The organism is Pseudomonas sp. 2FE (genome assembly GCF_005503735.1).
Lineage (GTDB): Bacteria > Pseudomonadota > Gammaproteobacteria > Pseudomonadales > Pseudomonadaceae > Aquipseudomonas.
The window spans coordinates 388,754-412,004 of sequence record NZ_SCMO01000002.1 but is presented as its reverse complement, the minus strand read 5'-3'; the positions used below and the strand labels follow the sequence as shown (position 1 = coordinate 412,004).

Genomic DNA, 23,251 nt, shown 5'->3' with positions numbered 1-23,251 from the left:
TTTGCTGCACACCCCGCCAGCATCCGACGAGGAGGCGTTTCCCAGGAACCTGTCAGGCTCCAAAGGCCGGGCAAAGCAGGCATAATAGCGCGTTCGTCGGTGCCCTAAAGTAAGTTCAAGATCTCGCGAGCTAAGGCCAGACAAGGCGAAATTGGCTGAAGAAGCGGAGTTGACTGTAGTCAATGAGCATTCTAAAGACGATTTCAACGCCGTATGGCCGACGCGCAGCAGATCGCCAACAGAAAGAAAGGGCCGAAGAGGGAACACGGAAAAACCGTGGCTGCCCCCGCAACTGTATGCAGTGAGTTCGAGCGCCCCTCCGCCACTGGTTCACACCGGGAAGGCCGCGCCGGATGTCGAGCCCTGTGGATAACCCCTCTAAGGTGTTATCCACAGGGCTTGCAACTGCCAGCCAGGAGACCTGCCGCCGAACTTGGTCGCGTGTGCAAGCATCGGACGGGGTGTGCCGATGTCGTGGAGAGTTCCCTGCGGGGAGCGCTCGCCCGGTCACCGCGACAGCCGATCGGGTGACCCTTTGAACGACAGCGCGCCGCAGTCTCACGAACTGCCCCACGAATTGCCCAGCGAGCCACGCCCTTCGGCGTGCCCCGGACTGCTGCGCATAGTGCAGGCTCGCGACGGCGGCATCTGCCGGATCAAGCTGCCAGCCGGTCGCTTGCGGGCCAGCCAGGCCTTGGCCGTGGCGGCTGCTGCGCAGGAGCACGGCAGCGGTGTAATCGAGGCGACCAACCGCGCCAATCTGCAGATTCGCGGGGTGCGCGTCGGCCAGGAAGATGCCCTGATCGCCAGCCTGCTGGCCGCCGGCCTCGGCCCCAGCAGCCCAGGCGCCGATGATGTGCGCAACCTGATGGTCAGCCCGGCCGCCGGCCTAGACCCGGCCGCCCTGCTAGATGTCAGCCCCCTGGCCGAACAGTTGCTGGCTACCTTGCAGGACAATCCCTCGTTGCACCGGTTGTCGGCGAAGTTCGCCCTGCTGCTGGATGGCGGCGAACGCCTGGCCATGCTCGAACATCCCCACGACCTGTGGCTGAGTGCCCTGCAGGGCGGCGGCCGGCCGCTGTTCGCCTTCGGTCTGGCCGGTTGCCCACCCCTGCCCGGCAGCCCGGACACGGCCCTCGCCGCCGTCACTCTGGCGCAGGTGCCGGCGCTGGTGTTGGCGTGCCTGGAGCTGTTCCTCGAACTGGCCGGCCCCGAGCACAGCCGCATGCGCCAGCTGCTGGCGGAACTGCCGGCGCAGGCCTTCCTCCAGCGTCTACAGGCTCGGCTGGACTTCCCCTTGCAGCAAGACGCAGCGCTGCGTCAGTGGCGCCGCCCGGCGGCCGAGGCCTGGGCGCACCTGGGTCTGCAGCCGCAGCTGCAGCCTGGACTGCTGCAAGTCGGCGCAGCACCGCCGCTCGGCCGCCTGCACGTGCAGCAGCTGATCGAACTGGCGCGGCTGACGCAGCAGTTCGGCGACGCCAGCCTGCGCCTGACGCCCTGGCAAAGCCTGTTGCTGCCGAATATCCGCCAAGCCGACGGCCCGACGCTACTGCGCGCCTTGGGCGAACTCGGCCTGGTCTGCGATCCCCTGCAGCCGCTGGCCCGCATCATCGCCTGCAGCGGCTCGGCCGGCTGCGGCAAAGGCCTGGCCGCGACCAAGGCGGATGCCCTGGCCCTGGCTGCACGCCTGGCCGGCAGCGCGCCTCTGCCCGGCCTGCACCTGAGTGGCTGCCCGCGCTCCTGCGCCGCCGCCCATGATTCACCGCTGACCCTGCTGGCTGTCGCCGACGGGCGTTATGACCTCTACCAACGCGATGCGGCGGTGCCCGGCTTCGGCCGACCGCTGGCGCGCCATCTGACCATTACCGAGGCCGGCGACCTGCTGGCCGCGCTGCCTGACCCATGGAAACCGACCGATGATTGATTACATCCGCGATGGCCAGGAAATTTACCGCCAGTCCTTTTCCATCATCCGCGCCGAAGCCAAGTTGCAGGACATCCCCGCCGACCTGGAAAAACTCGCGGTGCGGCTGATCCATGCCTGCGGCATGGTCGATGTGGTCCAGGACCTGCGCTTCTCGCCGGGTGCCGGCAGCGCCGGGCGCCAAGCCCTGGCCGCCGGCGCGCCGATCCTCTGCGATGCGCGGATGGTTGCCGAAGGCGTGACCCGCGCACGCTTGCCGGCGAACAACCAGGTAATCTGCACCCTCAATGACGAAGGGGTGCCGGAAATGGCCCGCGAGTTCGGCAATACCCGCTCGGCGGTCGCGCTGGAGCACTGGCGCGAACACCTGGAAGGCAGTGTGGTGGTGATCGGCAATGCCCCGACCGCGCTCTTCTATCTGCTGGAGATGCTCGACGCCGGCGCGCCGAAACCGGCGCTGATCCTCGGCTTCCCGGTAGGCTTCGTCGGTGCCGCCGAGTCCAAGGAGATGCTCGCGGCCGACAGCCGTGGCGTGCCTTACGTCATAGTTCGCGGTCGCCGCGGCGGCAGCGCGATGGCCGCCGCCGCAGTCAACGCCCTGGCCACGGAGGTGGAATGATGAGTAGCAAAGGACGTCTGCTCGGCATCGGCGTGGGTCCCGGCGACCCCGAGCTGATCACCCTCAAGGCCTTGCGCCTGCTGCAGGCCGCCCCCGTGGTCGGCTACTTCGTGGCCAAGGCCAAGATCGCCAAGGGCCAGCACGGCAACGCCTTCGGCATCATCGCCGCACACCTTGGCAGCGAGCAGCAGACCCTGCCGATGGTCTACCCGGTGACCACCGAGAAGCTGGCGCCGCCGCTGTGCTACGAGGACATCATCAGCGACTTCTACGACACCTGCGCCGAACAGATCGCCGCGCACCTGGAAGCAGGCCGCGATGTGGCGGTGATCTGCGAAGGCGACCCGTTCTTCTACGGCTCCTACATGTACCTGCACGATCGCCTGGCCGGCCGCTATGCCGCCGAAGTGGTGCCCGGGGTCTGCTCCATGCTGGGTGGCGCGGCGGTGCTCGGTATTCCGCTGGTGTACCGCAACCAGAGCCTCTCGGTGCTCTCCGGGGTGTTGCCGGCGGACGATCTCAAGCAACGCCTGGCCGCTACCGACGCGGCGGTGGTGATGAAGCTCGGACGCAACTTCGACAAGGTTCGCGCCGTGCTCGAAGACCTCGGCCTGGCTGAACGGGCGCTCTACGTCGAGCGGGCAACCATGGACAACCAGCGCATAGTGCCGCTCGATCAGGTCGATCCGATGGCCTCGCCGTACTTTTCGCTGATTATCGTGCCGGGCGAAAAATGGCAGGCCTGATGACGCGCCCGATTTTGCTCCGCTCGCCCGCAACATGGTGACAAAAGCCTGAGTAGGGTGCGCCGCGCGCACCAACCGGCCTCGGTGCGCACGGCGCACCCTACGGATGTTCTCGCGACGCAGATGTTTCCCTGACCGCGTTGACGATCTACCCGACATTTAACTGGTACCCCAGCATGCATAACGCCCCGGCCATCGTCATTCTCGGCAACACCAGCCTGGCCACCGCACGCCGCATCCAGGCACTTTATCCACAGGCGGAGATCCACGGCCTGCGTGGCCGCGTCGAAGGCGTCGAGCAGCCCTACGACGACTTCGGTGACACCCTGCGCGAACTGTACCGCCGCGATACGCCGATCATCGCCCTGTGCGCCGCGGGCATCGTCATCCGCACCCTGGCGCCACTGCTGCAAAGCAAAGGCGCCGAGCCGCCGGTGTTGGCCGTGGCCGAGGATGGCAGCGCCGTGGTGCCGCTGCTCGGCGGCCTCGGCGGGGTCAACCGCATGGCCCGCGAAATCGCCGCCGCGCTGGACGTCGCGCCGGCCATCACCACCAGCGGCGAACTGCGCTTCGGCACCTGCCTGCTCAATCCGCCCGCCGGCTATGCGCTGGCCGATATCGAACAGGGCAAGCGCTTCGTCTCCGACCTGCTCGGCGGCGAGACGGTGCGCATCGAGGGCGACGCGCCGTGGCTGGCCAAGGCCAGGCTGCCGGTGGATGACCGGGCCGGACGGGTTATCCACATCAGCCCGGCGGATCGCCCCGCAAGCGGCACCGAGTTGCTGATCCACCCCCGCGTGGTCATGGCTCTGGTCGATTCGATGGAGGGCGATACCGCCGCCACGGTTCGCGCCGGCCTGACCGGCGCCGGCCTGGCGCCGCTTTCCCTGGCCTGCCTGCTAGCCCCGTGCGGACGGATGAGCGATGCCCAATTGCCCAGGGCCGCCGAAGCGCTCGGCGTACCGCTGCGCTTTATTGCCGACGACCCAGCGCTGCCCGCGCTGAACCAGCAAGTCGGCGGCATCCGCCTGTTCGTCTCGCCCGAGCCAGTCGACCCAGCCGCCATCGGCCAGGCCCGTGGCCGCTTGACCGTCGTCGGCCTTGGCCCTGGCGCCGCCGAATTCATGGTGCCGGCCGCCAAGCTGGCGTTGCAGCAGGCCGAGGATGTGCTCGGTTACGAGACCTACGTGAAGATGGCCGGGCCGTTCCGCCCGGAGCAGGTGCTGCATTGCAGCGACAACCGCGAAGAACTGCAGCGCGCCCGGCATGCCTTCGAGTTGGCCAGCAGCGGTCGCGCGGTGGTGGTGGTGTCGTCCGGCGACCCCGGGGTGTTCGCCATGGCGGCGGCGGTATTGGAAGCGCTGGAAGCCTCGAGCGATCCGCTCTGGCAGGCCGTCGACCTACAAATCTTCCCCGGCGTCTCCGCCGCCCTGGCGACTGCCGCACGGGCGGGCGCACCGCTGGGCCACGACTTCTGCATCCTGTCGCTGTCGGACAACCTCAAGCCCTGGGACATCATCGAACTGCGCCTCGAGCATGCGGCGGCGGCCGATTTGGCGCTGGCCTTCTACAACCCGATCTCCCGCGCCCGCCCCTGGCAACTGGGGCGCGCGCTGGAGATAGTCGCCGGCCATCGCAGCGGCGATACCCTTGTGGTGCTCGGTCGCGATATCGGCCGGCCGGGGGAAACCCTGACCCTCACCACCCTCGCCGAGCTGCGCCCGGAGCAGGTGGACATGCGCACCATGGTGATCATCGGCTCATCGACGACCCGACGCTTTCCCCGTCAGGATGGCGGCGCCTGGGTCTATACGCCGCGCTCTTATCCCTGAGGTCTGCAGGCTGTTTTTAGCTACTTGGCCGCAGCGGGCGGCCCAGCCACGGCATGACGGGCAAGCGGCGAGGTGCCGTGGCTTGCGGCTACCCTCCGCGGTTGAGCGGCTATGCTTGGGCTTACCGCCCCCATGCCTTTGCAGCGACCTGCCAGGAGATAATCGATGTTGCCCACGCCCACTGCCGAGAAGGCGCTGTCCCACGGCCTGCTCGATATATTGATTCGTGCCGGGCTGATCGCCGTGCTGGTGACTTTCTGCTTCCAGATCTTCCACCCCTTCCTCGACCTGATGCTCTGGTCGCTGATCCTGGCGATCACGATCTACCCGCTGCACTGCAAGCTCCTGGGCAAGCTGGGCAACAATGAAGGCCGCACCGCGACGCTGATCGTGCTGATCGCCCTCGCCATCCTCATGGTGCCGATCTACCTGTTAGGCACCTCGATGGCCGACTCGGTGGAGCAGGCCATGGCCATGGTCAAGAGCGGCGGCTTCCATATTCCGCTGCCGGCCGACTCGGTCGCCAGCTGGCCGCTGGTGGGCAACGCCCTGCACGGTTTCTGGCTGCAAGCCGCCACCGACCTGACCGGCCTGGCGCAGAAGCTCGCCCCGCACCTCAAGGGTGTCAGTCTCACCCTGCTGGGTAAGCTCGCCGGCCTCGGCATGGGCCTGCTGATATTCATCTTCGCCCTGATCATCGCCGGCATCTTCATGGCCTATGGTGAGAGCGGCGGCCGCAGCGCGGTGCAGATCGCCTCGCGCATCTCCGGCCCGGGCAAGGGAGCGCAAATCACCGAACTGTGCACCGCCACCATCCGTGCGGTGGCTCAGGGCGTGGTCGGCATCGCCTTCATCCAGATGCTGCTGATCGGCGTCGGCTTCGTGCTCATGGGCATCCCCGGCGCCGGTCTGCTGGCCCTGGCGGTACTGCTGCTCGGCATCATGCAGCTACCGGCCACCCTGATCACTCTCCCGGTGATCGCCTTCGTCTTCGCCACCGAGGGTGCCAGCATGGCGACCATTGCCTTCGCCATCTATGTCTTCGTCGCCGGCCTGGCCGATAACGTGCTCAAGCCCCTGCTGCTCGGCCGGGGCGTCGATGTACCGATGCCGGTGGTGCTGATCGGCGCCCTGGGCGGCATGGTCACCGGCGGCATCATCGGCCTGTTCATCGGCCCGGTGGTTCTGGCGGTCGGCTACCAGCTGTTCTGGCAATGGGTCGAAGACCAGCCGCAGGGCGGCGGGCCAGGCGAGCAGAAGCAGACCTGACGCGACCCGGCTCGCCCCCATGTCGCCCTTACTTCGCCCAGGCCGGTTACTCCTGCTCGGCGCACTCGGCCTCAGCGGCTGCGTACGCCTGGGCCCGGACTTCCAGGCACCGGGCGAGGCATGGGTCGAACACTGGAACAGCCCGGCGCTCGAGCAGGCCAGCCAGCAGCGTCCGCAACCCGACTTTCTGCAGTGGTGGCAGGTGTTCGCCGACCCTATCCTCGACCGCCTGATTGCCGAGGCCGACGCCCACAACCCCAGCCTGAAGATTGCCGGCCTGCGGGTGATGGAAGCCCGCGCCCAATTGGGCATTGCGCAGAGCGGACGCTACCCGCAACTGCAGCAGGCCAGCGCCGATAGTCTGTACTTGGACCGCAACCAGTCCGGTGGGCGTAACCCGCAGGACAGCCATTTCTGGCAACACAGTGCGGGCTTCGACATAGGCTGGGAGCTGGACTTCTGGGGCCGCTTCAGCCGCGCCATCGAGTCGGCCGATGCCAGCTACTTCACCGCCCAGGCCAATTATGAGGATGTACTGGTACTGCTGCGGGCGCAGGTGGCCGATACCTATTTCGCCCTGCGCACCACCGAAGCGCGTCTGCGTGTCGCCCGTGTGAACGCCGAGCAGCAAAAGCGCAGCTATGAAATCACCGAGAAGCTGTTCAAGAGCGGGCAGACTGCCGAACTCGACCTGCAACAGGCCAAGACCCAGTATCTGGGCACCCTGAGCAGCATTCCCGACTTCGAGGACCAGGTACTGCGCACCCGCAACGCCCTGGCCGTGCTGATCGGCCGTCCGCCCAGCCCGCTGCCGGAGTTGGCCGAGAAAGAGGAGCTGATCCCGCTGATCGATCGCGCCGTGCTGCAGGACGTACCCGCCAACCTGCTGCTGCGCCGGCCGGACATACGCGCAGCCGAACTCACTGTCGCCGCCCAGTCGGCACTCATCGGCGTGGCCGAAGCCGATCTCTACCCCTCGCTGAGCCTGCTGGGCAGCATCGTCTGGTCCGCCAGCTCACTGGACGGCGCCTCCAACAGTCTGGACCTGGTCGGCGGCCCCAGCCTGCGCTGGAACCTGTTCGACCACGGCCAAATCAGCAACAACGTGCGCGTGCAGGATGCCCGCTTGCAGCAGCTGATCGAGGTCTACCGCGACAGCGTGCGCCAGGCGGCGCGTGAAGCCGACGATGCCGCCAATGGCCTGATCAAGGCGCTTGAGCGCGAGCGTATCCTGCGCGAGGCGGCACTGGCCGCCCAGCGCTCGGTGACCCTGGCCAACGCCCAGTACCTCGAAGGCTACTCGGACTTCCAGCGCGTGCTGGATGCCCAGCGCGCGCTGTTCCTGCAACAGGATAACTACCTGCTCAGCCGTGCCAATGCAGTGAGCAATCTGATTGCCCTGTACAAGGCCCTTGGAGGCGGCTGGTACAGCGCTCAGCCGAGGGTCGACCAGGCCAGCCGCGAGCAGATGCAACAACGCACCGACTGGGGCGACCTCCTGGATGAGCCCACGGACCCCACGGCCAGCGCATCCCCGACTCCACACAAGGTAAGTGACGATGAGTGAAGTAGCGCAGCCCGCCCCCTCGGCTCCGGACACCGGCGCGCCCGCACCTACCGCCGACCCGGTAAAGAAGGGCGCGAAGTGGGTGACTGGGCTGATCGGCCTGAGCCTGGTCTGGTACCTGCTGGCCGACCGCTTTACTCCTTACACGCAGCAGGCGCGGGTGCAAGCCTTCGTCGTCCCGGTGGCCGCAGAAGTGGCCGGCCGGGTGACCCGGGTGCAGGTGCGCAACAACCAGGACGTCAAGGCCGGCCAGGTCCTCTTCGAGGTGGATCAGCAGCAGTATCAGATCGCCGTCGATCGCGCCCGTGCCGATCTTGAGTCGACACGCCGGCAGATCGGTGCCAGCACCGCCGGAATCGACTCGGCGCAAGCATCCTTGCGGGCCGCCCAGGCCAACGAACTCAAGGCTCAGCAGGATAACCAACGTCTTGAAGGCTTGTACCGCGACGATCCGGGAACCATTTCCGTGCGTCTCCTCGAGGTCTCCCGCTCCACTCGCGAGCAGGCCATCAGTCAGGTCGCCGCGGCCAGGGCCGAAGTGCAACGCGCACGTGAACAACAAGGCGGCAGCGAGGAAGACAACGCCCAACTGCGCAGCGCCGCCACCGCCCTGGCAAAGGCCGAACTGGACCTGGCCAATACCCGGGTACGGGCACGTTCGGCCGGGCTGATCACCGACCTGCGTACCGAGGCCGGACAGTTTGCCGCAGCCGGCAGCCCGGTCATGACCCTGATCGCCATCCACGACGTATGGATCAGTGCGGACATGACCGAGAACAACCTGGGCCAGGTCGAGCCCGGCACCCCGGTTGCCATAGTGCTGGACGCGCTGCCTGGCGAGATATTCAAAGGTCATGTGCGCAGCGTCGGCTATGGGGTCAGCGTCGGCCAGAGCACCGCGCCCGGCAGCCTACCGACGGTGGAGAACAGCCGCGACTGGCTGCGCCCGGCCCAGCGTTTTCCGGTGGTGGTGGAAATCGATCCGGGTGAATTGACCGACCTGCGCGGCATCCGCGTCGGCGGGCAAGCCGAAGTCATGGCGTTCCCCCGCGAGGGCAACCCGCTCAACCCGCTTGGCCGCCTGTTCCTGCGCCTGATGAGCTGGCTGTCCTATGCCTATTAAAAGCGCGCCTACTGACCGCATGCCCACTGAGCGCGAGCCCCGCAGCCAGCGGGCACTGCGCCTGGCCAGCGGCACCGCGCTGTGCCTGGCCGCCAGCTTCGGCCTGAACCTGCCGATCCCCTTCCTGGCGCCGCTGCTCACGCTGTTTCTGCTGGCCTCGCTGAATCGGCCGCTACCCCTCAAGGCCGGGCTGGGCCTGGCGCTGATGGTGATGCTGACCACCGGCAGCGGCCTGCTGCTGATCCCCTTGCTGCGCTACGCGCCGCTGAGTGGCGTGCTGCTGGTCGGCCTGTGCCTGTTCCTGGCCTTCCGCTATGGCCTGCGCGGTGGCAACCCGCTAGTAGCGACCTTCCTGGTGGTCGGCCTGACCCTGATCTCCGCCGCCGGCACCACCGATTTCGGCCTGGCCGTCATGGTCATCGGCGCCTTGGTCAAGGGCCTGCTGCTGGCCGTGCTGGCCGTGATGCTCAGCCATTGGCTATTTCCCGAGCCGGCCAATGCCCCAGCCACTCCTGTCCCAGCCAAGTTGGCGCCCGCCGAGGCCGGCTGGATTGCCCTGCGCGCCGCCCTGGTGGTGCTGCCGGCCTTCCTGCTGGCGCTGATCGATCCGGCCAGCTACCTGCCGATCATCATGAAATCGGTGAGCCTCGGCCAGCAGAGCTGCACCACCAAGGCGCGCGATGCCGGCCGCGAGTTGCTCGGCTCGACCCTGCTCGGCGGCCTGTTGGCGATCCTGTTCTGGTGCGCCCTCAGCCTGTTTGTGCAGCTATGGATGTTCTTCCTGTGGATGCTGCTGTTCGGCCTGCTGGTGGCGCGCAAGCTCTATGCCCTGAGCCCGACCCGGCAAAGCCCCGGCTTCTGGCTCAATACCCAGGCCACCCTGATCATCCTGCTGGGTCAGTCGGTGCAGGACAGCGCCGCCGGCAAGGATGTCTACAGCGCCTTCGCCGTGCGCATGGGGCTGTTCATCGCCGTCACCCTCTATGCCTGCCTGATGGTCCACCTGCTCGACCAACGCCGCCGCGTGCGGCAACACGCCCGCTGAAGAGGTCACCCATGCTGCTCAATCTGCTGACCGGCCTCCCCGTGATGTTGCTCTGCCTGCTGCTGCAGGCCATTTTCCTGGCCGTGTGCCTGCGCCAGTACGTGCGCTTCAGGCAGGCCCGGCAAGGCCGCGAATCGCAGTGGCTGGATATCCTGTTGCTGTCGATGGTGATGCTGCTGATGTTGCTCGGCAATTTCGTGCAGATGGCCATCTGGGCCGCCCTGTTCATGCTGCTCGGCGAATTCGGCGAGTTCGCCACCGCGCTCTATCACTCGGGGGTCAACTTCGCCACCCTGGGCTATGGCGATATCGTCATGTCCGAACGCTGGCGTCTGCTCGGCCCGCTGGAAGCGGCCAACGGCATCCTGATGTTCGGTGTCTCCACCTCGGTGATGACCGCCGCGGTGATGGATGTCATCAAGCACAACCTGGCCCGGCTGCAGCCGAACGAGCCCCCTGCAAGACGAGACGACGTTTTCCCTAACCATAAGGGCTAGGCGAACGGCGGTGCTTGTGTGTTGAATTCAGGACTCCCACACCCGCCGCGCGCTTATCCCTGAGGCTTATTCGACGGTGACGCTCTTGGCCAGATTGCGCGGCTGGTCGACATCGGTGCCCTTGAGTACGGCGACGTAGTAGGACAGCAGCTGCAACGGGATGGTGTAGAGGATCGGTGCCAGCGCATCGAGGATGTGCGGCATGTTCACCACATGGGTGCCCTCGCCGTTGCCCAAGCCGGCTTGCTCGTCGGCGAAGACGATCAGCTCGCCGCCACGGGCGCGCACTTCCTGCAGGTTGGATTTGAGCTTTTCCAGCAGCTCGTTGTTGGGCGCCACGGTGACCACCGGCATGTCACTGTCGACCAGGGCCAGCGGGCCATGCTTGAGTTCACCGGCGGGGTAAGCCTCGGCGTGGATATAGGAGATTTCCTTGAGCTTCAGCGCACCTTCCATGGCCACCGGGTACTGCGCGCCACGGCCGAGGAACAGCGCGTGATGCTTCTCGGCGAACAGCTCGGAGATTTTCTCCACCCTGGTGTCCATCGCCAGCGCCTCACCGAGGCGAGTCGGCAAGCGGCGCAGCTCTTCCACCAGCTCGGCTTCCACACCGGCCGCCAAGGTGCCGCGCACCCGACCGAGGGACAGGGTCAACAGCATCAGCGCCACCAGTTGGGTGGTGAAGGCTTTGGTCGAAGCCACGCCAATTTCCGGGCCGGCCTGGGTCAGCAGGGTCAGGTCGGACTCACGCACCAGTGAGCTGATGCCGACGTTGCAGATCGCCAGGCTGGCCAGGTAACCGCCGTTATCCGGGCCCAGCGCCTTGCCGTTGCGCAAGGCGGCCAGGGTGTCGGCGGTTTCGCCGGACTGGGAGATGCTGACGAACAGGGTGCCCGGTTGCACCACCACCTTGCGGTAGCGGAACTCGCTGGCCACTTCGACCTGGCACGGAATGCCGGCCAGGCCTTCCAGCCAGTAACGGGCGACCATGCCGGCGTGGTAGCTGGTGCCGCAGGCGACTATCTGCACGTTCTGCACCTTGGCGAACAGCTCGGCGGCTTGCGGGCCGAAGGCCTGCACCAGCACCTGATCGGAACCCAGACGGCCTTCCAGGGTGCGCTGCACCACCTTCGGCTGTTCGTGAATCTCCTTGAGCATGAAGTGGCGATACTCTCCTTTATCCGCCGCCTCGGCCCCTTCGTGGTATTGCACGCTTTCGCGCACCACCGGCTGACCATCGACCGTCCAGATCTGCACGCTGTCCCGGCGGATTTCGGCGATATCGCCTTCTTCCAGGTACACGAAGCGGTCGGTAACCTGCCGCAGTGCCAGCTGGTCGGAGGCGAGGAAGTTCTCACCGAGACCGAGGCCGATGACCAGCGGGCTACCGCTGCGGGCGGCGAGCAGACGATCCGGTTGCTGCGCGCTGATGACCGCCAAACCATAGGCACCGTGCAGTTCCTTCACCGCGGCTTTCAGCGCCGCCGCCAGATCACCGAGATCCTTGAGCTTGTGATCGAGCAGATGGACGATGACTTCGGTGTCGGTATCCGAGCCGAATAGGTAGCCGAGGCCCTTCAGGCGCTCACGCAATTGTTCGTGGTTTTCGATGATGCCGTTGTGCACCACCGCCAGCTCGCTGCCGGAGAAGTGCGGGTGGGCGTTACGCTCGCTCGGCGCACCATGGGTGGCCCAACGGGTGTGGGCGATGCCGAGGCGACCGGCCAATGGTTCGGCGCTCAGCGCGTTTTCCAACTCGCTGACCTTGCCCACACTGCGGCGGCGTTCCAACTGCCCGGCACTGCTGAAGACCGCCAGGCCGGCGCTGTCGTAGCCGCGGTATTCCAGACGTTTCAAACCTTCCACCAGGATCGCGGTGATATTGCGCTCGGCGACGGCGCCAACGATGCCACACATAGTTTTCTCCTTAGGCTTCTACGGCTGCGCAGATCAGGTTTATCCCGCGCGCCGTGATCGATTCACGGGCCTCCAGTGGGAGGCGTTCGTCGGTAATCAGGGTATGGATGCTGCTCCAGGGCAGCTCCAGATTGGGAATCTTGCGGCCGATCTTATCGGCCTCGACCATGACGATGACTTCACGGGCGACTTCGGCCATGACCCGGGAGAGGCCCAACAGCTCATTGAAGGTGGTGGTGCCACGCGCCAGGTCGATACCATCGGCGCCGATAAAGAGTTGATCGAAATCGTAGGAACGCAGCACTTGCTCGGCGACCTGGCCTTGGAAGGATTCGGAGTGTGGGTCCCAGGTGCCGCCAGTCATCAACAACACAGGTTCGTGCTCCAGCTCGCGCAAGGCGCTGACCACACTCAAGGAGTTGGTCATCACCAGCAAGCCGGGTTTGTAGCCAAGCTCCGGAATCAACGCCGCGGTGGTGCTGCCACTGTCGATGATGATCCGTGCATGTTCACGCAGCAGCCCGGCCGCCGCCCGGCCGATCGCCTGCTTGTACTTGGAGATAGGTTGGCCGCCGTCGGCGATCAGTTCCTGCGGCATCGGCACCGCCCCGCCGTAACGACGCAGCAGCAGGCCGTTCTTCTCCAGCGCGCCGAGGTCTTTGCGGATGGTGACTTCCGAGGTGGCGAAGCGCTTGGCCAGCTCATCGACGCTGACTTCACCCTGCTCGGTGAGCAGAGCAAGAATGGCGTGACGGCGTTGCGGGGTGTTGCGCTTCGACATAGGCCAGTTAAGTTTCGATTCGAAAGATAAGTGCGCGAATCAAAACCTATCGAAGCTTTCGAGTCAAGAGCCGCTTGGCGGTAGGAGCCAACTCGTGACCCACATGGATGTGGGGAATGCGATAAGCCGTAGGGAACGGCTTCCGCCTGGCGATCAGACCCTAGGGCGTACTCGCCGAAGGCAGTACGCCGAACTCAATGGCGGGCTGCCGCTGCGCGGCGAGGCCGCCCTACTTCTTGATTTTGACCGGGCGCTTCCAGCCTTCGATATTGCGCTGCTTGGCCCGGCCCACCGCCAGAGTGGCGGCCGGCACATCGGCGGTGATCACCGAACCGGCGCCCGTGGTGGCGCCGTCGCCAAGGGTCACTGGCGCGACCAGGGCGCTGTTGGAGCCGATAAACACGTCTTCGCCCAACACCGTCTTGAACTTGTTGGCGCCATCGTAGTTGCAGGTGATGGTGCCGGCGCCGATGTTGCTTCGCGCACCCACCTCGGCGTCGCCCAAATAGCTCAGGTGGCCGGCCTTGGCGCCTTCACCCAGCACGGCATTCTTCAACTCGACGAAGTTGCCCACATGGGCCTTGGCGCCCAGCACCGAACCTGGGCGCAAGCGCGCGAACGGCCCGGCATCGCTGCCCTCGCCCAGTTCGGCGCCGTCGAGATGGCTGTTGGCTTTGACCACCGCACCCTTGCGCAGGGTGCTGTTCTTGATCACGCAATTGGGGCCGATCTCGACGTTATCTTCGATGAGCACACGGCCTTCGAGGATCACGTTGATGTCGATCAGCACATCGCGGCCGACCGTCACTTCCCCACGCAGATCGAAACGCGCCGGATCGCGCAGGGTCACACCCTGGGCCATCAGTTGGCGGGCCGAACGTTGCTGGTAATGGCGCTCGAGTTCGGCCAGCTGCAGGCGGTCGTTGGCGCCCTGCACTTCCATGGCATCCAGCGGCTGCTCGGTGGCCACCACCAGGCCGTCGGCCACCGCCATGGCGATCACGTCGGTCAGGTAGTACTCGCCCTGGGCGTTGTTGTTCGACAGGCGGCCGAGCCAGTCGGCCAGGCACTTGCCGGGCACCGCGAGGATGCCGGTATTGCCTTCGCAGATCGCCCGCTGCTCGGGCGTCGCATCCTTGTGTTCGACTATGGCTTTGACCACGCCCTTATCGTCGCGAACGATCCGCCCGTAGCCGGTCGGATCGTTCAGATCGACCGTCAACAGCCCAAGCTGCTCAGCACTGACCCGTTGCAGCAGGCGTTGCAGGGTGTCGACCTCGATCAACGGCACATCGCCATACAGGATCAGCACGTTCTCGGCCGAAAGCTTGGGCAGCGCCTGCGCCACGGCGTGGCCGGTACCCAGTTGCTGGGCTTGCAGCACGAAACTCAGATCGTCCGCGGCCAAACGCTCGCGCACGGTTTCCGCACCGTGGCCGATCACCACCTGGATGCTCTGTGGCTGTAGTTGCCGAGCACTGTCGATGACATGCCCGAGCATGGATTTACCGGCGACCGGATGCAGCACTTTAGGTAAAGCGGAACGCATGCGCGTGCCTTGGCCTGCAGCGAGGATGACGATATCGAGAGACATGAGAGTGGATCCTGAACAGCCTACGGAGTGAAAGGCCAGAAAAGAAAAAGGGTAGCCAAGGCTACCCTTTTACTCGATCGCGATGAAGTCTTGCGGGATTAGCCGCCGAACTTCTTGCGCACCGCCTGGATGGTCCGCAGCTGAGCTGCAGCCTCGGCCAGACGGGCAGCGGCGGAACCGTAGTCGAACTCCGCGCCTCTATCATGCAGGGCCTTCTCGGCAGCCTTGACGGCTTCCTGAGCAGAGGCTTCGTCCAGGTCGGCTGCACGCTGCACGGTGTCGGCCAAGACCTTCACCATGTTCGGCTGCACTTCCAGGAAACCACCGGAGATGTAAAACACCTCGGACCAGCCACCCTGCTTGATCAGGCGGATCGGGCCCGGCTTGAGATCGGTGATCAGCGGTGCGTGGCCTGGAGCGATACCAAGATCACCCAGGTTACCGTGCACAATCACCATCTCGACCAAACCGGAGAAGATCTCGCCTTCCGCGCTGACGATATCGCAATGGACTGTCATAGCCATTTGCTTGCCTCAACCTGATTAGCGCCCGTCGCCGGGCGCTGGGATTACAGTTTCTTGGCTTTCTCGATGACTTCTTCGATGCTGCCGACCATGTAGAACGCTTGTTCTGGCAGCTGGTCGTAGTCACCGTTGAGGATGCCTTTGAAGCCAGCAATGGTGTCTTTCAGGGAAACGTATTTACCCGAAGCACCGGTGAAGACTTCAGCCACGAAGAACGGCTGCGACAGGAAGCGCTGGATCTTACGAGCGCGGGATACCAACTGCTTGTCGGCTTCCGACAGCTCGTCCATACCCAGGATCGCAATGATGTCCTTCAGCTCTTTGTAGCGCTGCAGCACGTACTGAACGCCACGCGCGGTGTCGTAGTGCTCCTGACCGATTACCATCGGGTCCAGCTGACGCGACGTGGAGTCGAGTGGATCGACCGCCGGGTAGATACCCAGGGAGGCGATGTCACGAGACAGTACGACGGTGGCGTCCAAGTGGGCGAAGGTGGTCGCCGGGGACGGGTCGGTCAAGTCATCCGCAGGTACGTAAACGGCTTGGATCGAGGTGATCGAACCGTTTTTGGTCGAAGTGATGCGCTCTTGCAGAGTGCCCATTTCCTCGGCCAGGGTCGGCTGATAACCCACTGCGGACGGCATACGGCCCAGCAGTGCGGATACTTCGGTACCGGCCAGGGTGTAACGGTAGATGTTGTCGACGAACAACAGGACGTCGTTACCCTCGTCACGGAACTTCTCGGCCATGGTCAGGCCGGTCAGGGCTACGCGCAGACGGTTGCCCGGCGGCTCGTTCATCTGACCGTAAACCAGCGCCACTTTGTCGAGAACGTTGGAGTCCTTCATCTCGTGGTAGAAGTCGTTACCCTCACGAGTACGCTCACCCACACCGGCGAACACGGAATAACCGCTGTGCTCGATGGCGATGTTACGGATCAGTTCCATCATGTTCACGGTCTTGCCGACACCGGCGCCACCGAACAGACCGACTTTACCGCCTTTGGCAAACGGGCAGATCAGGTCGATAACCTTGATGCCGGTTTCCAGCAGGTCGTTGCCGCCCGCCTGTTCGGCGAAAGACGGTGCAGGGCGGTGGATACCCCAACGCTCTTCTTCGCCGATCGGGCCGGCTTCGTCGATCGGGTTGCCGAGTACGTCCATGATCCGGCCCAGGGTCGCTTTACCGACCGGTACGGAGATGCCTGTGCCCGTGTTGCTGACGTCCAGACCGCGCTTCAAGCCTTCGGTCGAGCCCATCGCAATGGTACGGACCACGCCGTCGCCCAGCTGCTGCTGGACTTCCAGGGTGGTTTCGGCGCCTTGGACTTTCAAGGCGTCGTAGATGCTCGGGACCTGATCGCGTGGAAATTCCACGTCGATCACGGCGCCGATGATTTGTACGATACGTCCGCTACTCATAGCTGGATCCTCTGAATATTTGAACCGGTATCAGACCGCGGCAGCGCCGCCAACGATTTCCGAGATCTCTTGGGTGATCGCCGCCTGACGCGCCTTGTTGTAGATCAGCTGCAAATCGCTGATCAGGTCACCGGCGTTGTCGGTAGCGTTCTTCATCGCGATCATCCGCGCCGCTTGTTCAGCCGCGTTGTTCTCGACCACCGCCTGGTACACCTGCGACTCCACGTAGCGCACCATAAGGCCGTCAAGCAGCTCTTTAGCGTCGGGTTCGTAGAGATAGTCCCAGTGATGCTTGAGCTCTTGATCCGGATCAGCCACCAGCGGAATCAACTGCTCCACTGTCGGCTGTTGCGTCATGGTGTTGATGAACTTGTTGGAAACCACGGACAGGCGATCGATGCGGCCATCCAGGTAGGCATCCAGCATCACCTTGACGCTGCCGATCAGATCATTGATCGACGGTTCTTCGCCCAAGTGGCTGATTGCAGCGACGACGTTACCGCCGAAGTTGCGGAAAAATGCCGCACCCTTGCTGCCTACTACGCAGATATCGATCTCTACGCCTTGTTCGCGGTTTACCGCCATGTCCTTGACCAGGGCCTTGAACAGGTTGGTGTTCAAGCCACCGCACAGACCACGGTCACTGCTCACGACTACATAGCCGACACGCTTGACTTCGCGGTCGATCATGAACGGGTGACGGTATTCCGGGTTAGCGTTGGCCAGATGACCAATCACCTGGCGGATGCGCTCCGCGTAGGGACGGCTGGCAGCCATGCGCATTTGAGCCTTGCGCATCTTGCTGACAGCCACCTTTTCCATGGCGCTGGTGATCTTTTGCGTGCTTTTGATGCTCGCAATCTTGCTGCGAATCTCTTTTGCGCCTGCCATGTAACACCTATCGGGTTAGCAGGCGGGGGTCTTGCGACCCCCGCTGCGGCTTACCAGGTTTGGGTGGCCTTGAACTTCTCGATGCCGGCTTTGATGCCTGCGTCGATTTCGTCATTGAAGTCACCCTTCACGTTGATCTTCGCCATCAAGTCGGCGTGATCGCGGTTGAAGTAAGCAATCAGAGCTTGTTCGAAGCTGCCGATTTTGACGATCTCGATGTCCTGCAGGAAGCCACGCTCGGCGGCGTACAGGGACAGCGACATGTCGGCGATAGACATCGGCGCGTATTGCTTCTGCTTCATCAGTTCGGTAACGCGCTGACCATGCTCAAGCTGCTTACGGGTGGCTTCGTCCAGGTCAGAGGCGAACTGGGCGAAAGCCGCCAATTCACGGTACTGAGCCAGAGCGGTACGGATACCACCGGAGAGCTTCTTGATGATCTTGGTCTGAGCGGCACCACCCACACGGGATACCGAGATACCGGCGTTCACTGCCGGACGGATGCCGGAGTTGAACATAGCCGATTCCAGGAAGATCTGGCCGTCAGTGATCGAGATCACGTTGGTCGGAACGAACGCGGAAACGTCGCCAGCCTGGGTTTCGATGATCGGCAGAGCGGTCAAGGAACCGGTCTTGCCTTTCACGGCGCCATTGGTGAACTTCTCGACATACTCTTCGGATACGCGGGAAGCGCGCTCCAGCAGACGGCTGTGGAGATAGAACACGTCGCCTGGGTAAGCTTCACGGCCTGGCGGACGGCGCAGCAGCAAGGAAATCTGGCGATACGCCACGGCTTGCTTGGACAGATCGTCATAGACGATCAGCGCGTCTTCGCCGCGGTCACGGAAGTACTCGCCCATGGTGCAACCGGCGTACGGTGCGATGAACTGCAACGCAGCGGATTCGGAAGCACTGGCCGCGACGATGATGGTGTTAGCCAACGCGCCGTTTTCTTCCAGCTTGCGCACCACGTTAGCGATGGTCGATTGCTTCTGACCGATAGCGACGTAGACGCAGCGGATGCCGCTGTCTTTCTGGTTGATGATCGTGTCGATCGCCAGAGCGGTTTTACCGATCTGACGGTCACCGATGATCAGCTCACGCTGGCCACGGCCAACCGGGATCATGGCATCGACGGACTTGTAACCAGTCTGTACCGGCTGGTCGACCGACTTACGCCAGATCACGCCCGGTGCAACCTTCTCAACCGCGTCGGTAGCGACGTTGTTCAGAGGGCCTTTACCGTCGACCGGGTTACCCAGGGCATCGACTACGCGACCTAGCAGTTCCGGACCAACCGGCACTTCCAGGATGCGGCCGGTGCACTTGGCACTCATGCCTTCGGCCAGCGACTGGTAGGCGCCGAGAACCACGGCGCCGACGGAGTCGCGCTCCAGGTTCATCGCCATACCGTAGACGCCACCCGGGAACTCGATCATTTCGCCGTACATAACGTCGGCCAGACCGTGAATCCGCACGATACCGTCGGACACGCTGACGACTGTGCCTTCGTTACGGGCTTGGGAGGTCACATCGAGCTTTTCGATGCGGCCCTTGATGATTTCACTTATTTCGGAAGGATTGAGTTGCTGCATTGCTCTGCTGCCCCTTCAAACTCAAGATTTCAATGCTTCGGCTAGTTGCGCGAGTTTGCCGCGAACTGAGCCATCGATAACCAGGTCGCCGGCGCGGATCACGACACCACCGATCAAGGTGGCATCCTCCGCAGCGTGCAGGCGCACTTCCCGGCCGAGCCGTGCACTGAGAACCTTGGCGAGTTTGTCTTGCTGTTCTTCGTTCAATGCAAAGGCACTGGTGACGTCCACATCTACCGATTTTTCCTGTTCGGCCTTAAGCAGCTCGAACAGTTCGGCGATCTCCGGCAACAACTCCAGACGGTTGTTCTCGGAAATGACGTGAAGGAAATTCTGTACCTTGGCGTCGAACTTATCACCACACACCTCGATAAAGGTGGTGGCCTTATCTGTACTCGTCAGACGCGGGGCCGTGAGCACGCGCTGCATGCGGTCGTCTTGCGACACCGCTGCAGCCAGGCCGAGCATGGCTGACCAATTGGCCAGTTGCTGGTGGGCCTGAGCGTACTCAAAAGCAGCCTTGGCGTAAGGTCGGGCCAACGTGGTCAGTTCTGCCATGATCGCGCCCTCGCTTAAATTTCGGCTGCCAGTTTGGAAACCAGCTCCGCATGCGCGTTACGGTCGATAGTGGCGCCCAGAATCTTCTCAGCACCGCTGATCGCCAAGCCACCCAGTTGGGCCCGCAGGGCGTCTTTGACGCTGTTCAGTTCCTGTTCGATCTCGGCCTGAGCCTGAGTCTTCAGGCGCTCACCTTCAACACGGGCCTGATCGCGAGCTTCGTCGACGATCTGGGTAGCGCGTTTCTTGGCTTGCTCAATGATTTCAGCTGCCTGGGTTTTGGCTTCGCGCAGTTGCAGACCCACTTTTTCGTGGGCGAGCTCCAAATCACGAGCCGCACGGCTGGCAGCGTCCAGTCCATCCGCAATCTTCTTCTGACGCTCCTGCAAAGCCGCGATGACCGGAGGCCACACGAACTTCATGCAGAACAGCACAAAGATGAAGAAGGCAACGGACTGGCCAATCAGGGTTGCATTAATGTTCACGCCAACACCTCGCTCGTTCGTTGTCCGTCAAACCAATCACTCGAAATCCCATCGCTGGGATTTCAGAGCATTAGCCTGCGAGTTGACCAACGAAGGGGTTCGCGAAGGTGAAGAACAGTGCGATACCGACGCCGATCATGGTCACGGCGTCCAGCAGACCAGCGACGATGAACATTTTAACTTGCAGCATCGGAACCATTTCCGGCTGACGCGCTGCGCCTTCCAGGAACTTGCCGCCCAGCAGGCCGAAACCAATGGCGGTACCCAAGGCACCCAGGCCAATCAGCAGTGCAACGGCGATCGCGGTCAGACCAACTACAGTTTCCATCTTTCCTCCCGACTTTTTATGTCGTATTGGTTAAGGTTTTTAAGGTAAAGCGGTAAAGCAAAATCGGTTGTTGCCTTTGCCCTTGCGGGCATCCACTCAAAACACCGCACACCCTCTTCCGCCCTTCGGGCGCCCTCTCCCTAAAGGGAGAAGGTCAGCGGGTGCGCTACGCGTTTTTAATGGTTGTCTTCGTGAGCCAGCGACAGATAGATGATGGTCAGCACCATGAAGATGAACGCTTGCAGGGTGATGATCAGGATGTGGAATACCGCCCACGCCCACTGCAGTGCTACGCCCAGACCACTCAGCCAGAGAATGCCGGTGCCAAACATCACGGCGATCAGGATGAACACCAGTTCGCCGGCATACATGTTGCCGAACAGACGCAGTGCCAGCGAAATCGGCTTGGCTATCAGGGTCACGAACTCCAGCAGGAAGTTGACCGGAATAAACAGCGCTTGAACGACCAGGTTCTTGCTGCTGAACGGGTGCAGGGTCAGTTCGCCGATGAAACCACCGATGCCCTTGATCTTGATGCTGTAGAAAATGATCAGCGCGAACACCGACAGGGACATGGCCAAGGTGGCATTCGGATCGGTAGTCGGCACGGCGCGGAACACCAGATGCTCATTCCCGGAAATGAACGCCGCCACCTGGGGAATCCAGTCCACTGGAACCAGGTCGATGGCATTCATCAGGAAGATCCAGACGAAGATCGTCAGGGCCAGCGGGGCAATCAGCGGGTTACGGCCGTGGAAGGTGTCCTTGACGCTGCCGTCGACGAACTCAATCATCACTTCAACGAAGTTCTGCAGACCACCCGGTTGACCGGAGGTCGCCTTTTTCGCGGCCAGGCGGAACAGCAGGATAAAGATCAGACCCAGGGCAATGGACCAGCCCAAAGTGTCGACATGAAATGCCCAGAAGCCCATTGCTTTGGCTTCTACTGCAGTGTGGGCGAAACCCCAATCACCATTCGGCAGTTGCCCGAAAGTCAGGTTCTGCAAGTGGTGCTGGATATAGCCCGAAGCGGTTTGTTCTGCCATGTTTGCCTCAAACGCCCTAAGGTCTCAAAAGTCTTATTTTCATCAGCAGGGGCGCAAACCAATTGACCAACTGGGTCAATAGGAACACGCCAAATACCGCCAGCGCTTCCAATGGCTTCACACCTGCAAACGTCAGCGCGAACAGCACTGCCGTCAAAATCAGTTTGCCCGCTTCACCGGCATAAAAAGACCGGACTATGGCTTGGGCAGCCCGCGCTCCCGTGAAACGGAACGCCTTGTGGGCAAAATACACATTCGGCAGCCAGGCAATCAGCCCGCCACACAGCCCAGAGTATCCACTTACCGCTCCGCGCCACCGCCACAATACGACCGCGGCAAGTAACAGCACGACGAACTGGGCAAGCAGAACGGGAAACACCGGTAAACGATGGAAGGGCAGGCGGTTGGGCGTGCGGACATCCATCAAGCTTTATCTCCGGCTTTTCGGCCTCTGGTGTCAGTCGCTTGCAAGTACCAACTTGGCAACGACTTGGCATAGTTTGTGCCGACAAAATGCGCGCAGAGTATAGGGGGCGTTCCCCCCCTATTCAACTGCCCGCTAGTGATTTTCGACTAGCCGCTAGATGGGCAATTGTTTCAGCGCCATGGTTTTAGCGAATGTGGGCCAGCACACCTTGCAACTCATCCAACGAGTTGTAGCGGATAACCAATTGCCCCTTACCCTTTTGCCCGTGCTTGATCTGCACCGGAGAGCCCAGGCGCTCGGCCAGGCGCTGCTCCAGACGGCTGATGTCCGGGTCGACCTTGGGGGGTTCAAGCGGCTTTTCTTTGCTGTTCAGCCAGTGGCGTACCAGCGCTTCGGTTTGGCGCACGGTCAGACCGCGTGCGACAACATGTCGCGCCCCTTCGACCTGCTGTTCTGCCGGTAAACCGAGCAAGGCACGGGCATGCCCCATCTCCAGGTCACCGTGGGACAGGAGGATTTTAATCTCTTCCGGCAGGGCAATCAGGCGCAGCAGGTTGGTGATGGTGACGCGCGATTTACCGACCGCTTCGGCGACTTGCTGCTGGGTCAGTTGGAACTCCTGCTGCAAACGCTGCAAGGCGACCGCTTCCTCGATCGGGTTGAGGTCTTCGCGCTGGATGTTCTCGATCAAGGCCATGGCGATGGCCGCCTCATCCGGCACTTCGCGCACCATCGCCGGAATCTTGTCCAAGCCAGCTTGCTGGCTGGCGCGCCAACGCCGTTCACCGGCGATGATCTCGAACCGGCCGGCACCAATCGGGCGCACCACGATGGGCTGCATCACGCCTTGGGCCCTGATCGATTGCGCCAGTTCGTCCAGCGCGGTGGCGTCCATGTCGCGACGCGGCTGGTATTTACCGCGCTGGATCAGGTCCAGCGGCACGTATTGCAGCTCACGGGTATCGGTCTGCGCAGCTTCTTCTTGCAAAGCATTGACACTGCTGCCCCCCAACAGGGCGTCCAGTCCGCGTCCAAGACCTCGTTTTTTGGTGGCCATGCGAG

The 23,251-nt window shown here is 63.2% G+C and carries 22 protein-coding genes and 1 riboswitch; of the genes, 9 read left to right on the top strand and 13 right to left on the bottom strand.

What is annotated here, in order from left to right; genetic code table 11:
- Positions 1–212 precede the first annotated feature (212 nt).
- Positions 213–444: riboswitch (cobalamin riboswitch) on the top strand.
- Between the two features lie 91 nt (positions 445–535).
- From cobG to FFS12_RS06940, 9 genes are all read left to right on the top strand, one after another.
- Positions 536–1,924 carry a precorrin-3B synthase gene (cobG, locus tag FFS12_RS06980; protein WP_256657298.1) on the top strand — a complete coding sequence of 463 codons (1,389 nt, stop codon included), beginning with the start codon at positions 536–538 and terminating at the stop codon, positions 1,922–1,924.
- A complete protein-coding gene (locus FFS12_RS06975; protein ID WP_137886165.1) occupies positions 1,917–2,543 on the top strand; it encodes a precorrin-8X methylmutase in 627 nt (208 codons plus the stop codon). Before cobG ends, FFS12_RS06975 begins: the two co-directional genes overlap by 8 nt.
- Positions 2,540–3,289, top strand: a complete 750-nt coding sequence (locus FFS12_RS06970; protein ID WP_137886164.1) for a precorrin-2 C(20)-methyltransferase — start codon at positions 2,540–2,542, stop codon at positions 3,287–3,289. Before FFS12_RS06975 ends, FFS12_RS06970 begins: the two co-directional genes overlap by 4 nt.
- A 176-nt stretch (positions 3,290–3,465) precedes the next feature.
- Entirely contained in the window at positions 3,466–5,121 is a 1,656-nt protein-coding gene (gene cobJ / locus FFS12_RS06965; protein ID WP_137886163.1) for a precorrin-3B C(17)-methyltransferase, read from the top strand.
- A gap of 165 nt (positions 5,122–5,286) precedes the next feature.
- Positions 5,287–6,390, top strand: coding sequence for an AI-2E family transporter (locus tag FFS12_RS06960; protein WP_137886162.1), 1,104 nt, complete (start codon positions 5,287–5,289; stop codon positions 6,388–6,390).
- 19 nt (positions 6,391–6,409) lie between these two features.
- Positions 6,410–7,957 (top strand): efflux transporter outer membrane subunit, encoded by a 1,548-nt coding sequence (locus FFS12_RS06955; protein ID WP_137886161.1) that lies wholly within the window; start codon positions 6,410–6,412, stop codon positions 7,955–7,957.
- Complete coding sequence (locus FFS12_RS06950; RefSeq protein WP_137886160.1) at positions 7,950–9,080, top strand: HlyD family secretion protein; 1,131 nt, start codon at positions 7,950–7,952, stop codon at positions 9,078–9,080. The genes FFS12_RS06955 and FFS12_RS06950 overlap by 8 nt, the downstream gene beginning before the upstream one ends.
- 19 nt (positions 9,081–9,099) lie before the next feature.
- On the top strand, positions 9,100–10,125 hold the full coding sequence (locus tag FFS12_RS06945; protein WP_137886243.1) for a DUF2955 domain-containing protein: 1,026 nt from the start codon (positions 9,100–9,102) through the stop codon (positions 10,123–10,125).
- 11 nt (positions 10,126–10,136) lie between these two features.
- Positions 10,137–10,622, top strand: a complete 486-nt coding sequence (locus FFS12_RS06940; protein WP_137886159.1) for a potassium channel family protein — start codon at positions 10,137–10,139, stop codon at positions 10,620–10,622.
- Between the two features lie 66 nt (positions 10,623–10,688).
- Here FFS12_RS06940 and glmS read toward each other — a convergent pair whose 3' ends face one another.
- The 13 genes from glmS to FFS12_RS06875 form a co-directional block, all read right to left on the bottom strand.
- On the bottom strand, positions 10,689–12,539 hold the full coding sequence (glmS, locus tag FFS12_RS06935; RefSeq protein WP_137886158.1) for a glutamine--fructose-6-phosphate transaminase (isomerizing): 1,851 nt from the start codon (positions 12,537–12,539) through the stop codon (positions 10,689–10,691).
- 10 nt (positions 12,540–12,549) lie between these two features.
- On the bottom strand, positions 12,550–13,320 hold the full coding sequence (locus FFS12_RS06930) for a DeoR/GlpR family DNA-binding transcription regulator (protein ID WP_137886157.1): 771 nt from the start codon (positions 13,318–13,320) through the stop codon (positions 12,550–12,552).
- Between the two features lie 229 nt (positions 13,321–13,549).
- Positions 13,550–14,914, bottom strand: a complete 1,365-nt coding sequence (gene glmU, locus FFS12_RS06925) for a bifunctional UDP-N-acetylglucosamine diphosphorylase/glucosamine-1-phosphate N-acetyltransferase GlmU (protein WP_137886156.1) — start codon at positions 14,912–14,914, stop codon at positions 13,550–13,552.
- A gap of 98 nt (positions 14,915–15,012) precedes the next feature.
- Positions 15,013–15,438: a F0F1 ATP synthase subunit epsilon gene (locus tag FFS12_RS06920; protein WP_137886155.1), complete on the bottom strand. Its 426-nt coding sequence runs from the start codon at positions 15,436–15,438 to the stop codon at positions 15,013–15,015.
- 44 nt (positions 15,439–15,482) lie between these two features.
- Positions 15,483–16,859: a F0F1 ATP synthase subunit beta gene (atpD, locus tag FFS12_RS06915; protein WP_137886154.1), complete on the bottom strand. Its 1,377-nt coding sequence runs from the start codon at positions 16,857–16,859 to the stop codon at positions 15,483–15,485.
- A 30-nt stretch (positions 16,860–16,889) separates the two neighbouring features.
- Positions 16,890–17,750, bottom strand: a complete 861-nt coding sequence (gene atpG, locus FFS12_RS06910; protein ID WP_137817548.1) for a F0F1 ATP synthase subunit gamma — start codon at positions 17,748–17,750, stop codon at positions 16,890–16,892.
- A 50-nt stretch (positions 17,751–17,800) separates the two neighbouring features.
- Positions 17,801–19,345 carry a F0F1 ATP synthase subunit alpha gene (gene atpA / locus FFS12_RS06905; protein ID WP_137886153.1) on the bottom strand — a complete coding sequence of 515 codons (1,545 nt, stop codon included), beginning with the start codon at positions 19,343–19,345 and terminating at the stop codon, positions 17,801–17,803.
- A gap of 21 nt (positions 19,346–19,366) precedes the next feature.
- A complete protein-coding gene (locus FFS12_RS06900) occupies positions 19,367–19,903 on the bottom strand; it encodes a F0F1 ATP synthase subunit delta (RefSeq protein ID WP_137817550.1) in 537 nt (178 codons plus the stop codon).
- A 14-nt stretch (positions 19,904–19,917) separates the two neighbouring features.
- Positions 19,918–20,388, bottom strand: a complete 471-nt coding sequence (locus tag FFS12_RS06895) for a F0F1 ATP synthase subunit B (protein ID WP_137886152.1) — start codon at positions 20,386–20,388, stop codon at positions 19,918–19,920.
- Between the two features lie 70 nt (positions 20,389–20,458).
- Complete coding sequence (gene atpE / locus FFS12_RS06890) at positions 20,459–20,716, bottom strand: F0F1 ATP synthase subunit C (protein ID WP_002555987.1); 258 nt, start codon at positions 20,714–20,716, stop codon at positions 20,459–20,461.
- Positions 20,717–20,892: 176 nt separating this feature from the next.
- On the bottom strand, positions 20,893–21,762 hold the full coding sequence (atpB, locus tag FFS12_RS06885) for a F0F1 ATP synthase subunit A (protein WP_137886151.1): 870 nt from the start codon (positions 21,760–21,762) through the stop codon (positions 20,893–20,895).
- A gap of 16 nt (positions 21,763–21,778) precedes the next feature.
- A complete protein-coding gene (locus tag FFS12_RS06880) occupies positions 21,779–22,186 on the bottom strand; it encodes a F0F1 ATP synthase subunit I (protein ID WP_137886242.1) in 408 nt (135 codons plus the stop codon).
- A gap of 187 nt (positions 22,187–22,373) precedes the next feature.
- On the bottom strand, positions 22,374–23,246 hold the full coding sequence (locus FFS12_RS06875) for a ParB/RepB/Spo0J family partition protein (RefSeq protein ID WP_137886150.1): 873 nt from the start codon (positions 23,244–23,246) through the stop codon (positions 22,374–22,376).
- Between the last annotated feature and the right edge of the window lie 5 nt (positions 23,247–23,251).

Coding starts and splice junctions, on each gene's coding strand:
- FFS12_RS06975 (WP_137886165.1), top strand. CDS start 1,917: ATGATTGATTACATCCGCGATGGCCAGGAAATTTACCGCCAGTCCTTT.
- FFS12_RS06970 (WP_137886164.1), top strand. CDS start 2,540: ATGATGAGTAGCAAAGGACGTCTGCTCGGCATCGGCGTGGGTCCCGGC.
- cobJ (WP_137886163.1), top strand. CDS start 3,466: ATGCATAACGCCCCGGCCATCGTCATTCTCGGCAACACCAGCCTGGCC.
- FFS12_RS06960 (WP_137886162.1), top strand. CDS start 5,287: ATGTTGCCCACGCCCACTGCCGAGAAGGCGCTGTCCCACGGCCTGCTC.
- FFS12_RS06955 (WP_137886161.1), top strand. CDS start 6,410: ATGTCGCCCTTACTTCGCCCAGGCCGGTTACTCCTGCTCGGCGCACTC.
- FFS12_RS06950 (WP_137886160.1), top strand. CDS start 7,950: ATGAGTGAAGTAGCGCAGCCCGCCCCCTCGGCTCCGGACACCGGCGCG.
- FFS12_RS06945 (WP_137886243.1), top strand. CDS start 9,100: ATGCCCACTGAGCGCGAGCCCCGCAGCCAGCGGGCACTGCGCCTGGCC.
- FFS12_RS06940 (WP_137886159.1), top strand. CDS start 10,137: ATGCTGCTCAATCTGCTGACCGGCCTCCCCGTGATGTTGCTCTGCCTG.
- glmS (WP_137886158.1), bottom strand. CDS start 12,539: ATGTGTGGCATCGTTGGCGCCGTCGCCGAGCGCAATATCACCGCGATC.
- FFS12_RS06930 (WP_137886157.1), bottom strand. CDS start 13,320: ATGTCGAAGCGCAACACCCCGCAACGCCGTCACGCCATTCTTGCTCTG.
- glmU (WP_137886156.1), bottom strand. CDS start 14,914: ATGTCTCTCGATATCGTCATCCTCGCTGCAGGCCAAGGCACGCGCATG.
- FFS12_RS06920 (WP_137886155.1), bottom strand. CDS start 15,438: ATGGCTATGACAGTCCATTGCGATATCGTCAGCGCGGAAGGCGAGATC.
- atpD (WP_137886154.1), bottom strand. CDS start 16,859: ATGAGTAGCGGACGTATCGTACAAATCATCGGCGCCGTGATCGACGTG.
- atpG (WP_137817548.1), bottom strand. CDS start 17,750: ATGGCAGGCGCAAAAGAGATTCGCAGCAAGATTGCGAGCATCAAAAGC.
- atpA (WP_137886153.1), bottom strand. CDS start 19,345: ATGCAGCAACTCAATCCTTCCGAAATAAGTGAAATCATCAAGGGCCGC.
- FFS12_RS06900 (WP_137817550.1), bottom strand. CDS start 19,903: ATGGCAGAACTGACCACGTTGGCCCGACCTTACGCCAAGGCTGCTTTT.
- atpE (WP_002555987.1), bottom strand. CDS start 20,716: ATGGAAACTGTAGTTGGTCTGACCGCGATCGCCGTTGCACTGCTGATT.
- atpB (WP_137886151.1), bottom strand. CDS start 21,762: ATGGCAGAACAAACCGCTTCGGGCTATATCCAGCACCACTTGCAGAAC.
- FFS12_RS06880 (WP_137886242.1), bottom strand. CDS start 22,186: ATGGATGTCCGCACGCCCAACCGCCTGCCCTTCCATCGTTTACCGGTG.
- FFS12_RS06875 (WP_137886150.1), bottom strand. CDS start 23,246: ATGGCCACCAAAAAACGAGGTCTTGGACGCGGACTGGACGCCCTGTTG.